The sequence below is a fragment of the Catonella morbi ATCC 51271 genome (genome assembly GCF_000160035.2).
GTDB lineage: Bacteria > Bacillota > Clostridia > Lachnospirales > Lachnospiraceae > Catonella > Catonella morbi.
In genome coordinates, this window is sequence record NZ_KI535368.1 from 470,623 (window position 1) to 486,655 (window position 16,033).

Here is a 16,033-nt window from a genome sequence, read left to right on the forward strand (position 1 = left end):
TTTACCGCTTCGGAATGAATATTGATATGGAAAATCCGGTTTTTACGGAATTAAGTTTCAACCCATAGTCATTCCCAAAATATAGCTTCAGCCTTTCATGAACACTTCTCAGTCCAAAACCGCAGTTCTTGCTTTCCCCAATCAATTCGCTCAGTTCTCTATCTCCGCTGCCAATTCCATCATCTTCAACTCTTATTTCAACCTTCTCATCTACCGGGTTAGTATAAATTCTAAGATGTCCAAAATGTTTTGCAGGTTTTATACCATGATAAATTGCATTTTCAACCAATGGCTCTATACTAAGTTTAGGGATAGGCGTTTCCATAAGCTCTTCTTCTATTTCTTCTATTGAGAAATCAAAAATATCAGAGTAACGATTCTTTTGAATCATCAGATAATTTCTGACACCATTCATTTCCTCTCTTAATGAAATTATCTCTTTGCCACCACTTAATGCTACACGGTAAAAATCCGCCAATGCCTTGGTCATACCTCCGGCTTCCTCACTTCTGCCCATGCTGCACAGTACATAAATCAAATCAAGCGCATTATATAAAAAATGAGGTTTTATCTGTGTCTGAATAAGTGAAAATTCATATTCTCTTTTCTGCTTTTGTTCTGTCTTAATATCATTTAGCAGAGCCTTTATTCTATCAACCATTTCATTGAATACAGAAGTGAGCACACCTATTTCATCTTGCGAATGATATACAGATACAACATTCAAATCTCCTCCCTTAACCCTGCTCATGTCCCTCTCAAGTCTTCTTAGCGGATTGACTATTAGCTTAGCCAGAAGCTCCAGACAAATAACCGATATCGCAGAACAAATCAGAGCTATTATAATGATGTATTTTATAAGTCTGAAATTATCTGAGAGCAATTCATTCATATCCGATTCTGTAATTAAAGTCCAGTCAAAAATACCTATATTATATTCTGAACACAATTTTTCTTTACCATTTTTTTCTTTATTGTAAAATACAATATTTCCTTTATTGGGATTAGTATTCAGGTTAATCTTACTAAAAATTGATTTAGTTTCCACAGAAGAAATAATCTGTCCGGACTCCGCGATGGCAATATCCATATTCTCAGAATACTTACTGTTATAGATTTCCGATATTGTTTTTTCTTTAATATAAATAAGCAATATCCCAACCGGTTCATGTGTATCTATCTGAAGTATCTTCCTTGCTAAAACTAAATGCGGTTCTGTCTTTTGCTTTGTCATAACATCAATATCGCTCATAGGATACCATTTTGTCAGATTTGAATCTGACAGATCATCTTCAATACTGTCCATATAAATATCGCTGACTCCTCTGTTACCGGTACATATTACATTACCATTCCCGGCAACAAATACAATCCGATCTATATTATTAAACATTTGTCTTGCAATATCCAGATGGTTATTGATACCATGATAAAACTTCAACTGTCTGATCCCGATTTTCTCATACCTAATCAGTGCCAATATATTATTAATGCTAAGGTTTAGCATTTCAGAACAGCTTTCAGCATTTTCTATTACCGAAATTATCTGATTACCTATAAGTCTTGATTTTTCTGTTATATTGTTTTGTGCCCCCGATACAGCCACCTCAGTATAAATTGAATTAGCTAAAAAAAGAATTACTCCAATCGGAAAAAGTAGTAGTGAAATATAAGCAGTAACTATTTTCTGCCGTATTGTTAAATTCTTAAAAAAATCCTTGACATTTTTCATCCTATTCTCCCCATATGCCAATAGTTCATCAGACTCTAATATATTCCGGTTAAATTAAATATATAGGAAACGTATGATTATTTCCATACATTTCCTATATATTTATCCTTAATTATCTAATTCCTGCATAATCCGTCTGACTATCTTTTCCAGCTCCTCCAATGAAAAATTATTTTCAGCCAGTTTATAATTCTTGTCTACAATTTTTTTATACTGTTCCTTATCATGTAAAACAGAAATAATCTTTTGTACGGCTTCCGATATTATATTTTCAGGTAGTACGGCAAGCCCAAGTTCATCATATGCTTTAACCTTATCACCTAAAGAAATAATATCAAAACCCACTTTTTTCAAATCAGAGATATACACCGGGTATTCAAATGCAATAATTGGAAGTTTTGCAAAAACGGCTTCAATAAACTGATTTCCCCATCCCTCCCATAAACTCGGATAAGTAACTATATCTGCATATACATAGCTATCCCAAAGAGAATATATTTTTTCTCCATTAATTTTCCCACGGCTATGGCTTATATGTGAGCCAATAAACTTTATTTCTACACCTTTTTCGACTGCTTTCTTTTTAATATTTTCATAATAATTACCTGATATTCCAAAGTTCTCAACATAACCGGCACATAAAAGTATGTTACGGCTGTCAGCAGTAAACACCTTACCATTATACAGAGTTTTTCCTAAAAGTTCATTTCTGTTTTTATTTAGTTTTGCGATAACTTCAATAGCAGATTCGATGCCTTTTCTGTCTAAAATCCGTGTTGCCTGTAAAAATACAATATCATTTTCCTTTATGCCAAAGTTTTTTCTAAAATCCCGGTTGTACTCATCCTTTTCCCAGGCATTCTGCTTAAAATCAAACACATTGGGCACTGTCTCTGCAGTAATTCCTTTTTTCTGCTCTAATTGCTTTTTCGCAAGATAATTTATTACTATATTTTTTACGTTTTTCCCTTGCGGAGGGGCATTATTATCCAAAATATCCCAAACAATCTTACAGGTTGGCTCAACTTCACCACTATCTTCAAAATAAAAGTCATGGCTATGCACAATAGTCGGTAACTTAGTTTCTTTTATTACCTCATTAAGTGCAAGAACCGCCGGAATGTGGTATCCTACTGATAACAGATTATTAGGTATTAAAACTTCAATTTTATTCTCTCTGATAAAATTTATAATATCCTTTTTTAAAGTTCGGGCCTGCTCTTCTATTTCTCTTTTCAGTTCCTCCTCACTATTATAATCTGTCAATTTTACGGTTGCATTACGTAATATTTTATAGGTGACAGGATGATTAAATGATAATTCCGGTATACAAAAAACTCCTTCCACATCGTCATTCCCTGCACAATAAAAAACCTCATGTCCCATTCTCTCCAAAACTACTCTCCATTTTTCAACTTCAAGAGAGACTCCGTCCGTTTTTCCCAATGCATTATGTATAAAGGCAACTCTACTCATTTTCCCTCCAATTAATCCTGATAAACCTCAATCAGTCTGACTGCATGCCCACTGTTTGCATTTCCGCCGACAGTTTTTTCTACATTCATTCTTATGAAACGGGCTACTGTACTATCAAAAAGATAAACCTTAGGCATACCATCATTTCTTCTCTCATAGGCAACTACTGTCCAGTTTTTATTATCAACCGATACTTCCAAATTGAAAATTTCAGCATACTTCTCCCTGTCAGTTGTAACATGGATACGGTTTATAATAGTTGGTCGTCCCAAATCAATACTCGGAATCCATGGTATATCCCTATTAGCCTGTGTATACGCTGACAGACTTCCGTTCGTACAATTACTAAAGGTACCATCAACACTTGGTACTATATCAGCCCTTACACCTTTACGATAAGCCAGATTTTTCTTTACGTTCAGCATTCTTAGTTCAATTTCTATTTTTCTTGTTTTTCCTTCCGTTATGACAGTGCCGTCTTTATCTTCCAAATATCCGCCATTTACTGAGATTATATTCCATTTCATAAAAGGCAAATCTATAATAAATTTTCCTTTAGGGATATCACCCGAGAAAAATATTTTAATATATTTCTGTGCCTGCCCTTCTATACGAACGCCAATCCTGTGATTTCCCGCTATAGGATAGTTATCAAGTTCAATAACTTTTCCATCATATAGCCACTCTTCCGGTATTCCTCTTCCAACAATAATATCTCCGTTTGCCTTTTCCGCTAATATTGATTCAATCAGGGCTTTGGACGCACAGGCCTGTCCCCACATATGCGGACAAGATCCGTCACCGCTGACAGGATGAAATCCATACCACTTCCCTTGCTCTGCTTCCCCGGCGCTCTCCCACCAGCTATAAGGACCTGACATTCCAAATGAAATCATAGCCTGATAACAATAAATTGCTTCTGAACGATATTTTTCGCTTCGCAAACCTGTAGCTGCAAGACCGGCATTATATGAACCGATTCTGTCACTATACGTACCTCCACCAAATGAATGTGGAAATAGTCCGGCTTCTCTCCCTCTTGTAAAACCATAATCATATGTCGCATCAATCAGTTTAATCATGATGCTATCCTGCTTTGCACCAAACAGATAACCATCCCAAGCCCAACGGCCAAATAAGAACATAGATGCCCAGTTAGTGTTACGTGGGTTACGGCATACATTTTCACTATTCGGCTCCACCATAGAGCAGGGTAAATAGTTAATGCCATACCTTGAAATTGTTGCTTCCAAAGTTTGATTACAAGCCTTCAATAGTTTCTGATAAGTTTTAACCGCCCATTTTTCTTCATCCTTATGTCCAAGTATTTCACAAATATACTTGAATGCTGTAAGTCCCATTAAAACTGACCAGTTATCCACCGTCCAGTTTCCTATATTATCAATATCCCATGTTTGTTTTACTATTCCCCCCGGGCCTGTCAAGTCAGCTTCAATCTTATATGCAAATCCCTTTATGATTTCATATTTTTCTTCTATAAATTCCTTATCCCCTGTCTTTAGCAGATATAATGCAAACGGCCAGGCGTATTTCCATTTTGCATCATCATATTGAATCTGTGACTCTATCCCATCCAAGAATATTTTTGCATCCTTAAAATCTCCCAATGTCAGAAGTCCGATAAGGATTCCAATCGCATCGTGATCAAAAACTTCATCATATCCGTTCTCACCAACATTGAGATGATATCCGTCTTTTACAATATGAGTATATATAAACCCCGCTTTGTAGGCCTCAATCAGTCGGCTGTCAGGCAGTTCCTTAAGTCTTACAATTTTATCCAATCTGTCATCCCAGTAGACCTTCATCCTTTTATAGTGTAGTTCAAAGCCTCCAAGTCCTACCATTTCTTCATCTTCAGGCCATCCCTGTTCACCTCCTAAACGGTCTGCTGCTATCACATAATCAAAATTTGTACTTTCTCCCGCTTTAATCTTTTCTTCCGCTTTATTTAAGCTTATAACCGGTCCGACCGGCTCGGGCAAAAGCACAATATCCTGCTTAGTTTTATTCTCAATACTCACACGGCTGTAAACAGCAACAAAATCCTCTCCTTTAACTCTTACTTTATCACAAAAATTTAGGATTTTTACTATGCAACCCTTCTTCTCAAACTCTGTTATCAGGCAGGGCAGATATCCCTCACTATTATACCAGTCAAAATGTTCTACTCCCCGGCTAATAAGAAAATCTACAGTTACATTCTTACTATCCCGAATATAGTATCCACCCTCCATATAGGCGATTACTCCATCCTTATCTCCATCCCAGCCAATTACAGAAGCTTTGCTGGTATCAACCTCTATTTTCTCCATACTTTTCCCCCTTCTGCTCTAACCCTTTATTGACGAGCCTGCAGCCACTGCCTTTTCAATCTGCTGACTGAAAGCCAAATACAGTAAAATAGTAGGGATACTGGAAATGACAAGCGAGGCAGCCATTGCTCCCCAGTCTGTTGAAAACTGTCCCTGAAACTTAACCAGACCTATCGGCAGGGTATTAAGCTCTTTTTTTGCAATTACTACTAAAGCAATCATAAACTCATTCCAAGAAAATAACATAGTAAAAAGTGCACAACTTACAATGGCAGGCTTTACCAACGGTAAAATGATTTTTAGAAATATTGAATAGATACTTGCGCCGTCCATTGCCGCAGCTTCTTCCATTTCCACAGGCAGTTGTCTTAAATACCCATAAAAAATCGTAATTATGAATGGTGTCTGAAATGCTACATATGGCAGAATTACAGATAATAAGGTGTCATTAACATGTAAATCCTTTACAAGAATAACAAGCGGAATTAGAATTATCTGCGCCGGAATAAACATTCCCACGCTAACATAAGTTTTTACCGCTCCGGACAGTTTCCAGTCCATTCTTGCTATTGCATAGGCAAACATCATAGCCAGGCAAACTGTTAAAAATACTGTTGCAACCGTTACAAATACGCTGTTACTGAAATATTGCACAACATCGTATTCAAACCAGGCTTTCACATAATTAATAAACCTAAACTCTGTGGGTATGCCAAAGGGATTAGTTGAAAAAATCTCTTCGTTATTTTTGAACGAGTTAAAAATCATCCACAACAAAGGATAAACAGATAAGACAGTATACAATCCCAAGGCACTGTATGTTACAAGACAACTGATCTTTCCTGATTTTTTATCCATAATTCCTTTATAATTCAAACCCTAAAGAGAGATTGAATTTCCCCTTTCTCCCGGATATCACCGGATAATCATCAATACATCAGTCTTTCTCTTGCTACAAATCTATTAATAAGCAAGGTAAAACACAGGCATTCTAAAACTAAAGATATTGCTACCGCACAGGCATATCCGAAGTTATTCATAACATAGGCACTTTTATACATCATATAACTTAATGTTGATGTCCGGTTTCCCGGACCACCGCTTGTCATTATAAATATATGTTCAAAAGCACGTAAGCCACCTGTCAAAATCAATATTAAAAGTAGTTTGTAGGTTTCTGCCAACATAGGAATAATCACTTTAATATAAGCCTGTATAGGCCTTGCACCATCGGTTACCGCAGCTTCATAATACTGATCCGGAATAGCCTTAATTGCAGTATATATTAATAAAATAGTATTACCTATACCCTGCCAGGCAGCCACAAATGCCATTATCAGAATAGCCGGTATTCCCTGCGCCAGCCAATTTTGTCTATATGATAATCCAAGTAATTCAAATAATTTATTCAAAAGTCCCATATTACTGGCATCACTGGCAAGGATTGCAAGCCATAATTTGCACACAATAACAATTGAAAGAGTACTCGGAATAAAATATGCTGAGCGGAAAAATTTCCTTCCCCTAATTTTCTTTGATGCCAATGTAAATGCAATTACACTCCCCAGTCCTATCTGATATACAACAGTTACAAGCGGAAACAGTAATCCGTTTATAAGTGAAACTTTGAAAGTTTTATCCCGGGTAAACAATTTTATATAGTGCTTCAGACCTACAAATTCACCTATATTAATTCCATCCCATTCATACAGACTTTTAATAGCCGTCTGTATTATAGGATAAAAAACCAATACTGTGTAAAGCAGCAGAGTCGGTAAAACAAAAATAGCAATCGCCACCTTATTTCCTGTAACTTTCTTCATGCTATCCCTCTTTTCTGTATGATTGACTCTTATATTTTATAAACGGGCTGCCAAAATACAGCAACCCGTTTTTTATATCATTTCTAAAATTAAAAATAATAACTAATTATCAATCCTATTTTTTTATTGCATCATCAAGATCTTTAACAAAATCTTCTGCAGACAGTGAACCTGTTAAAAGCTCTTGAGACTTATCTTCCATTACTGTTTTCAGTTCCTGATTAGTAAGGTTCCAGTCAAAAGCTGACATACTCTTAAAGTTCTTATTATCTGCTACATATTGCTGCATAACAGGTCCAAGCTTAGCCTTTGTATCAGGAACAGACTTATAAATTGAAGCTCCGCCTTCCAGAACAACAAAAGCTTCGTTTAACTTTTGGCTCAACCGGATGGCAAATTCAGCAGCTATTTCTTTATGTTTGCTGTAAGAGGGTACTGAAAATCCTCCCTGACTATAACCGCCACTCATATTCCAGCGACAGTCTTCTTCCTTGCCTGCATCCGCCAAAGGATAATAGAGCAGAGCCAGTTTATCCCCCATCTTCTCTTCCAAACCATTAAGCGCCCAGGTTCCTGTCATAAACATAGCCGCCTTACCCGAGGTAAACATGGCTTCAGCCTGATCATATGTTGTATTAAATACATCCTGTGATAACATACCTTCCTTAACTAAACCCAACAGTTTATTTGCGGCCTTTACATAAGGCTCCTCCGTTGCGGAAGCCTCTCCTCTGTCCAGTGCGGCTATCCCGGCCGCCTTTTCCCTTGTTACCATAATATCATAAAGGTGAAGACACCATGCTTTTTCTTTTCCAAACAGAGCATAAGGCAAAATATCTTTTTTTCTAAAAGCTTTCACTGCCGCCAGGAACTCATCATAATTTTCAGGAATCTTTACTCCATTGTTCTTAAAAACTTCTTTATTAGCATAAAAAGAGTTAATCCAAGGAGACTGCCAAGGAACAGCATAAATATGGCCATCAGGCATGTATAGAGCATATTTGTATGAATCAACCATACTGTCTTCTATTCCTGCTTTCTTTACATAATCATCAAGCTGTAGCAATGCCCCTGATTTATTGAACAGTTCTATTCCTACTCCATCTGACTTAAATACATCCGGCAGATTACCTGATGCCGCATACGTCATCAGTTTCTGTCCATCATCCTGTGGTGCCGCTTCTATTTCCACAGTCACATTTGGCATAATTTCTTTCATTTTTTCCAAAGCATAGTCTAAAGTTCTGATTTCCTGATCTGCAGAATAGTTTGCAAACAAAGTCAAAGTGACCTTTTCATCTGTTGTTGATTTATTCTCCGTTACTGAAGCTTTAGCGGATTCAGTTCCCTTAGTTTCAGCCTTGGATGACGTCACACTTTTTGATGTTTCCGGGGTTTTAGCAGTTGTTCCGCACGAAACCAGAAACATTGCTGCTGCACACAAGCTTGCTACTGTCTTAACTGTTTTCTTCATAATCCTCCTCCTCGCTGTAAATAAAACTTTTCATATTACTTATCAATACTCCATGACACCGAATCAGCCTTAAGACTAATTTGAGGCTATCAAAGCCCTCACATGGATTTATTGTCTTTATTATACCTAAAAATTCTCTTCCTAAGAATGTATATTTCGTGACTATTTTGAAAAAAACGAGACAAATTTAGAATTTTTATCTTATTTTTTCTTTTAATTCTTAAGTTCTCAAATTTCATAATATTCACTTGGGGATTTACCAAAATATTTTTTAAATACCTTACTTAAATAGCTACTGTCATTGAAGCCTACCATTTCTGAAATATCACTCAACTTATAGCGGTCTTGTACCAATAATTCCCTGGCTTTTTCCATGCGGATTTGTGTCAGAAAATCTGTGATTTTCATGTTGAATTCTTTCTTAAATGTGCGACGCAGATAACTCGAATCTACATATAATCCTGCTGCAATCTGCTCGACTGTAAGTTCCGGCTTAGTATAATTTTCCTCTATATATTTCTTTACATTGTAAGCAATCTTTCTTGAGCGGGAATATTTATTGTGATTAAAGAATTCTATTGTTTTTCTATAAACCTCCTTGATATCCTCAAACACATCTTCAATATATGATTTTTTGTGAATATCTATGTATGCACTAATATCTTCACCCAGAACTTCTTTAATATCCTTATTATTTTCTGTAATATGTGAAAAACATATTGAAAGAAGTCCTAAAGAAATAACATATACATATTCTATTTGCAAATGCTGTCCAATAATATAAATACAAACCTGATTTAATATTCTATCCACGCCTTCCACATCATAAATACGCAGAGCTGCTTCAATTTTTCTATTCAGCTCCCCTGCATAAAACCCTATATTCTGATATTCTCTTGACAGTTCATTATAAAGCATAACTTTTCCACTACCATACAAAAGTTTACTTTGTAAAACAGTAATTGATTGTCTGTATGAAACCTTTATATTTTCAAGGCCTGATTTAACCTCACCTATTCCAACAGATACCGAAAAGCCCAGATATTTTTTCACATTTTCTGAAAAAACTGAGTATTCCTTCATTGCAATATTATTATCCAGATTATAATCTTCCAATTCCAGAACCGAAATTATCCTGTCCTCTGCCCCCAAAAAAGCAAAGTGATTCACTCCAATTTCTATTGATTCTTCCAGTATATTTAATACTGCGTTTTTCCACAGTCTGATTTCATTATTTGTTTTAAACTTATCATAGAGGAAATCAATTTCAATGCTGCTCACCCTGAAATTTTCCGTCTTAACAGTTAAGTCATACCTGCTTAATTGCTGCCTTACTTCCATTATATTTAGCATATTCTCTTCATCAATTAACGAACGTAAAAAAAATTCTCTCAGCAATTTCTGTTCCTTCCTATGAAGGCTCTTTTCTTCTACCAATATCTGTAAACGTTTTTTTTGCTTTAACAGTATGCTAAGTAATTCATCTTTACTAAATGGTTTCAAAATAAAATCATTAACTCCGATTCCAATTGCTCTACGTGCATATTCAAACTCATTATATCCTGTCACAAGTACAATAATAATATCATTATACTTTTTGTGTATTATTTCTGCTGCAAGCAGTCCATCAAGTTCAGGCATATTGATATCAGCAAAAATTATATCAGCTCTTTTTTTATCCACTAAATCCACCAGTTCTTGTCCGTTTTTCGCCTCACCTGCTAATCTGAATCCATAATCCTGCCAGTTTATAACCGTCTTTAAGTATTCTCTAAAAATACTTTCATCATCTGCTATATATACATCAAACATTCTATACCCTCACCTTTTTAGAATAATTGCAATAAATTATCATAGATATTCTCTATGCTTTACAGTCTTATTCTAATACAAATAATATCATTTATAAACTATTTATCAAATTTCTTGCAGGTGCTTCAATGAAAACAGGAATAAAATACTAAAGACCGTGACAAAAATAAAAATCGTTGTAACCCACCATACTCAGGGGATTACAACGGTTTTTGCTTATATAAGTGTCAAAGGCGGGATTATATACTAAACCTTAATTTTTGTGACAGCTTTTACATTTGATTCAAGCTGTTTACTCGTTTCAATAGCTTACTTTAGTACAATCCCTGTAACTGTTATGCTATTATTAGGTTCTCCTTCTGGAACCGATAAATAGCTGAAGTCTTTTTCATTCCTGAAACTGTAAGTAAGGTCAATTTTCTTTTCTCTGCTGTTCTTTAATTCTTCAAGGGCGGTTTCATTTAACTCCAGTTTAAGTTTTGAGCCGGCTAAGGTAGCTGTAATATTGCTGTCACTTGTAAGAACTTTAATATTAGCAGCTCCGATTAAATCCAAACCCTTAACCTGTGATTCAATTTCTGCAACAGAACCACTTACACCGGCAGCTTCACCTTTATATTCGGCAATCTGTCCATTAATAACAAGTGTGTAAATTCCTTCCATGCCTGCAAGAGGGACAAAATTGTAAACCTTATTACCAGCAATTTCTATACTTCCAAGTTTTGTAAAAGCTGATACCACAGAAATATCTTCCACCTTATTGTTTGAAAATCTTAGGCTCTCAAGTCCGGTGTGCCCTGAAAGAGGTGTTATATCAGAAACTTCATTTCCGCTAAATCTAAGCATCTTGAGCTTTGTCTTGTCCTTAAGTACATCAAGGTTTGTAAGCCTGTTGTTGTCTAAATACAGGTTAGCAAGCTCAGTACAGTTTGCCAAGAAATCAACACTTGTTAATCTGTTGTTGCTAAGGTCTATCTCAGTAGCCTTTGTAAGACCTGCAAAAATATCACCTGCAGTATCTGAATCATCTATTCCGCAATTATTTAAGTTCAACTCTTTTAACTCCGGGAAATTCTTAATAACCTTGATATCTCCAAGGTTTTTGTTATCCTCAAGGTTAAGAGTTTCAAGTTTTACCAAATCTTTAATACAGTCAATGTCCTTTACATCATTCTTCTTCTCATTGAGTATTTTCAAACCTGTGATTTTTTCAAGAGCTGATATATCCGTAATCTTATTTCTGATAGCATTAAACATGGTCATTTTACTAAAGTTCTTTGCTACATCCACATTTGCAATATAATTTATGGAAATATCAAAATCCACAAGGTCTGTAAGTTTCCCTAAAGAGCTTACATCTGCAATTCTGTTGTGTGAAATATAGAGATGCTTTAGGTTTGTAAGGTCTTTAAGAGGGGTAACATCCTCAATATTATTGTGAGATAACCTTAAAAACTCCAACTTCTTCAAATCTTTAAGAGGGGCTAAATCACTGATTGAGCCGGCTGAATATCTGATATCACCACCCGAAGGGATATCACTTGAAGAGAATGTAAGCATTTTTAATACTGCTGCATAATTAGATGCATCAAAGGTTGAACCGGCTTCATTTGCTATTAAGGTATTTTGGCTTGTAAACTAAAGCCATATCCGATAAGTTTCACAAATTATATCCAAAAGCAAGGCTTATTGTAGCCTTTTTTCAGATAGTTTTCAATAATTATAGATAAATACAATATTTTACTGTATTTATATGAAAATATTATCAATCATCAACTGTTTATTTTTCTGAAAATATCCATCATTGAAGTTTTACAGACATTTTCTATTTATTGCAAAAATAATCACAGTACCCACCTGTCTTTTCAGTACCTAAACAAGTTATATTAACTATAATTTTTGTTTGACAATAATATTATTATTAGTTAATATACGATTATTGATAGTATCTGTTCTAAACAGAATACAAAAATTAAATAACAGAAAAGGAGTGTAATAAGCTATGAAAAAACGAATCAAGACCGGACACCTTGTCGGCGGAACCGCAATTGCTCTTGTAGCTGCTGTTTCTATTTCCATGACCTCTGTAACATTCCCACAGAAATCTTTTCCTTTCGGTAATGTCCTATCTGTACAGGCAGCTGAACCTCTTCTTATTAATGAGGTTGCTGATTTTGATGTACAAGGTAATGAAGTTAAAGGCCTTACAGCAGCAGGTAATGCCAAATTAAATACACCCGGACATGATTCCGTTATTCTTCATTTTCCTGCTACCTTGCCTGCAATAAAGATTGCCGACAATGCATTTAGAGAAAAATTCACCGGCAAAGACGTTAAGTTAGAATTATCTGAGAACATTCAGGAAATCGGAAAATGTGCATTTGCCTCAAACTCAGCTATTACTTCTGTTACTTTCGGTGCTCCGGATGCAGAAAAGAAACTTAAAAAGATAAATGAGAAAGCTTTCTTTAGTTCCGGATTAACCGGAGACCTTAAGTTGCCTGAGCATCTGGAATTGCTCCATGAAGAGTGTTTTAGGCACAATAAGCTTAACTCTGTTACCCTGCCTGACAGTCTTACGACTATCTATGGTATGGTCTTTGCCGATAACCAGATTTCTTCCGTTGACTTCGGAAGTTATGCTAATGTGGATCCCAGAAATGGTTTCGGTGCAAGGAGATGGGACATTGATACGGCACTTGCGGGAAAAATGATAGCTTACGGAATGTTCGCCAACAACAAACTTGAAAAAGTAGAATTTCCTGAAGGTATTTGGGCTATCGGCTCACATGCTTTTATGAATAATGATATAAAAGAAATTAAAATTCCTAAGAATGTAACAAAAATTTATAAATATGCATTTAAAGATAATAAAAACTTAACTAAACTTGAATTTGAGCTGGATGCCGATGGCAAAGGAATAAACCAGATCGATCGTGAGGCTTTTAACGGATGCTCTATTACAGGAAAAATAACATTCCCTAAAGATATGGGAGAAATGGGCAGCCGCTCTTTTGCAAACAATAAAATAACCGGCGTCGATTTTGGTCCTGATGCTCCTCTTATAGGACACTATTCTTTTGAAAACAATCCTATTGAGAAAGTAAGTAATCTGAACAGTTGGGGATTTGAAATTTCTCCTTTCCGCAATACAAAGGCTCTTAAAAATATAGAATTTGAGTACGCCAACCCTAAGTCAGGCAGCCGCGGAACATTCGGACAAAGCGAAGATAACACTATAAGTCCAAATGCTTTTAAAAACGGACTGCTTAGAAGCTTAAATTTCCCTGCTTACATAAATGTCTTAAAATATGATATTAACGGACAAAAATATAATATTTCAAGTGCTTTTGCTGATAATAAGGGCTGGACAGAGGGTACCAATAAAGTTGCTTTATACAGACTTAATGCTGATAAGACCACATATGAGACCAATAATAGACTTGATGACGGCAAATTCTATGTATTTAATCCTGTAGCTGTAAAATTCGAACTAAAAGACCAGTACGGCACTGTTTTACCTGTTACAAACATAGAAGTACAAAGAACCAGAACTGTATCTGACGGTTCCATACAGGTCACAACACACTCAGCTTTAGTAACAGATACCGCCAACTTCAAGCTCGGTGATAAGATTAAGTTTACCCTGCCTAATGCTCCTACAGGATATGAGTTTGCAACAAATCCCGTTACTCAGAGCTGGCTTACAAAGGTTACTGGAAGTGATAATGATTATGAAGTGACTTTAGATCCTGCTAATACATCCATAGTATCTGATGTAGCTTATGGAGACGGTTATGAAGTAGGGTATAAGCAGACGGTTATCACTCTAAATTACAGAAATACCAATGTCGGTCCTGTTATACCGGGCCCAAATCCCGGTAATCCTACTACCCCCGAACCTAATCTTTCACCGGAGCAGCCTTCAACTCCTTCAGTTGATGTAGATAGTCAGAATACTCCTCGCGGTGATGCAAATACAGATACAACCGATGTTTCTGATGACACGAACCCTCGTGGCGACGCAAACACAGATACAACGGATATTTCTGATGATACCAGCCCTCGCGGAAATGCAAACACAGGCAAGAACGTGATTGCAGATAATAAAGACGAAGTAGACGTCAATGATACCAAGGCTCCTCTTGGTAAACTTCCTAAGACCGGCGGAAGTAACGAAAGCAGATTCATACTTCTTGGCGCTGCTCTTATCGGTTTAGGTCTTGTTGTAAAAAAGAAAATCAGATAGATTGTAATTGATTACTGACTTTCACATAAGTTTTATACTAAAATATGGGCTGTCACACTAATTCTTGATGTGACAGCCCATATGCTGCTCTTCTCTCCCCGGAGCAAATCATATATTTCATATCTTACTTGTTTTCTTAATGTAAAAAACTTAACATTCTTTCGATTATTTGGTCTCTTTGATATAATAAAACTCATCCTTTGGCAACTTCGCCTTTGCTTTCTTTCCCTTCTTTTTAGCTGTAAGAAGATAATCCTCAGTTACAGATTTCATTTTTTCCCCTATCAGACAGGCTTTTTCCCCTGAAGATACAACTTTGTCTACATTATCAGCTTTTGCTGCATCATATTCTTCGATCAATTTTACAGCCTCTTCTATATTTTCTTTATTGGTAATCCATACAGCAGAATACCTGTAATCGCCCAGAAATGCATCAACTGCATTTTTATTTTCCCTAATATAATCTTCAGTAGTGAAAGCTCCTGTTATAATACGTTTTTTCTTATTATCCGACTTTTTCTGCTTCTCACTGATATCAATCTCACCGGTCACAAGCATTCTTACTCTGCTGTCTTTTTCACCGTAAAGTTTAGCCCCCGCTTTCACAGGTAAGATAATCATATCCAGTTCACCGCCTAACAGCTTTTCACCAAGCTCTTCTGCTGTAGAAAGCACTTTAAAATCATATCCGTTTACTGTCTTGTCCTGCTTCGCATTATCAAGGAGTTTAACCATTCCTATAAGTCCTCTTCCTTTGGTTCCTCCCAGCTTTACCGTCACACCCGTATCTGTTATAAAACCACAGCAGTTATATACTTCCTTTGTCTTTTTGCCGGAAGAGTTTGTCTCTTCCGGCTTTTCAGATTCTGTCGCTGTATTCTGACTTGTATTTACCGCCTTTTCAGATTTAATCGGCCTATCATCTTTTTTTGACTGTATTCCGCAGGCATTAAACACTAATGCCACCATAACAGCTATGGCTAACATACTTTTTTTCATATATTTTCACATCCTATCCTTTTATCAAATGAAATATTACACCTATATTTATTTCAGCATATAAAGTTCTTATAATCTATTTTGTAGTGCTTTGTAAAATATAACATATGTAAACTTAGTTTACAAGAAAAA

General features: G+C 35.9%; 10 protein-coding genes. 1 reads left to right on the forward strand and 9 read right to left on the reverse strand.

Annotation, left to right across the window (positions count from 1 at the left end):
• Position 1: 1 nt before the first annotated feature.
• The 8 genes from GCWU000282_RS09190 to GCWU000282_RS09225 form a co-directional block, all read right to left on the reverse strand.
• On the reverse strand, positions 2-1,732 hold the full coding sequence (locus tag GCWU000282_RS09190) for a sensor histidine kinase (RefSeq protein ID WP_023354822.1): 1,731 nt from the start codon (positions 1,730-1,732) through the stop codon (positions 2-4).
• 108 nt (positions 1,733-1,840) lie between these two features.
• Complete coding sequence (locus GCWU000282_RS09195; protein WP_023354823.1) at positions 1,841-3,208, reverse strand: glycosyltransferase family 4 protein; 1,368 nt, start codon at positions 3,206-3,208, stop codon at positions 1,841-1,843.
• Between the two features lie 11 nt (positions 3,209-3,219).
• A complete protein-coding gene (locus tag GCWU000282_RS09200; protein WP_023354824.1) occupies positions 3,220-5,544 on the reverse strand; it encodes a discoidin domain-containing protein in 2,325 nt (774 codons plus the stop codon).
• Positions 5,545-5,562: 18 nt separating this feature from the next.
• Positions 5,563-6,402, reverse strand: coding sequence for a carbohydrate ABC transporter permease (locus GCWU000282_RS09205; protein WP_023354825.1), 840 nt, complete (start codon positions 6,400-6,402; stop codon positions 5,563-5,565).
• Between the two features lie 71 nt (positions 6,403-6,473).
• Complete coding sequence (locus GCWU000282_RS09210) at positions 6,474-7,367, reverse strand: carbohydrate ABC transporter permease (protein WP_023354826.1); 894 nt, start codon at positions 7,365-7,367, stop codon at positions 6,474-6,476.
• Between the two features lie 115 nt (positions 7,368-7,482).
• Entirely contained in the window at positions 7,483-8,841 is a 1,359-nt protein-coding gene (locus tag GCWU000282_RS09215; protein ID WP_023354827.1) for an ABC transporter substrate-binding protein, read from the reverse strand.
• Between the two features lie 228 nt (positions 8,842-9,069).
• On the reverse strand, positions 9,070-10,653 hold the full coding sequence (locus GCWU000282_RS09220) for a response regulator (protein WP_023354828.1): 1,584 nt from the start codon (positions 10,651-10,653) through the stop codon (positions 9,070-9,072).
• 309 nt (positions 10,654-10,962) lie between these two features.
• The gene (locus GCWU000282_RS09225; protein ID WP_023354829.1) at positions 10,963-12,213 is read right to left on the reverse strand and encodes a leucine-rich repeat domain-containing protein; all 1,251 of its coding nucleotides are present in this window, start codon (positions 12,211-12,213) and stop codon (positions 10,963-10,965) included.
• A gap of 442 nt (positions 12,214-12,655) precedes the next feature.
• Between GCWU000282_RS09225 and GCWU000282_RS09230 the strand changes: the two genes are divergently transcribed.
• Positions 12,656-14,902 carry a leucine-rich repeat protein gene (locus GCWU000282_RS09230; RefSeq protein ID WP_023354830.1) on the forward strand — a complete coding sequence of 749 codons (2,247 nt, stop codon included), beginning with the start codon at positions 12,656-12,658 and terminating at the stop codon, positions 14,900-14,902.
• A gap of 165 nt (positions 14,903-15,067) precedes the next feature.
• Here the strand turns inward: GCWU000282_RS09230 and GCWU000282_RS09235 are convergent, their stop codons facing one another.
• On the reverse strand, positions 15,068-15,901 hold the full coding sequence (locus GCWU000282_RS09235; RefSeq protein ID WP_023354831.1) for a substrate-binding domain-containing protein: 834 nt from the start codon (positions 15,899-15,901) through the stop codon (positions 15,068-15,070).
• Positions 15,902-16,033 lie beyond the last annotated feature (132 nt).

Excerpts from the sequence above, each read along its gene's own strand:
- GCWU000282_RS09195 (WP_023354823.1), bottom strand. The coding sequence starts at position 3,208 with ATGAGTAGAGTTGCCTTTATACATAATGCATTGGGAAAAACGGACGGA.
- GCWU000282_RS09230 (WP_023354830.1), top strand. The coding sequence starts at position 12,656 with ATGAAAAAACGAATCAAGACCGGACACCTTGTCGGCGGAACCGCAATT.
- GCWU000282_RS09205 (WP_023354825.1), bottom strand. The coding sequence starts at position 6,402 with ATGGATAAAAAATCAGGAAAGATCAGTTGTCTTGTAACATACAGTGCC.
- GCWU000282_RS09220 (WP_023354828.1), bottom strand. The coding sequence starts at position 10,653 with ATGTTTGATGTATATATAGCAGATGATGAAAGTATTTTTAGAGAATAC.
- GCWU000282_RS09215 (WP_023354827.1), bottom strand. The coding sequence starts at position 8,841 with ATGAAGAAAACAGTTAAGACAGTAGCAAGCTTGTGTGCAGCAGCAATG.
- GCWU000282_RS09210 (WP_023354826.1), bottom strand. The coding sequence starts at position 7,367 with ATGAAGAAAGTTACAGGAAATAAGGTGGCGATTGCTATTTTTGTTTTA.
- GCWU000282_RS09235 (WP_023354831.1), bottom strand. The coding sequence starts at position 15,901 with ATGAAAAAAAGTATGTTAGCCATAGCTGTTATGGTGGCATTAGTGTTT.
- GCWU000282_RS09190 (WP_023354822.1), bottom strand. The coding sequence starts at position 1,732 with ATGAAAAATGTCAAGGATTTTTTTAAGAATTTAACAATACGGCAGAAA.
- GCWU000282_RS09200 (WP_023354824.1), bottom strand. The coding sequence starts at position 5,544 with ATGGAGAAAATAGAGGTTGATACCAGCAAAGCTTCTGTAATTGGCTGG.
- GCWU000282_RS09225 (WP_023354829.1), bottom strand. The coding sequence starts at position 12,213 with ATGCTTACATTCTCTTCAAGTGATATCCCTTCGGGTGGTGATATCAGA.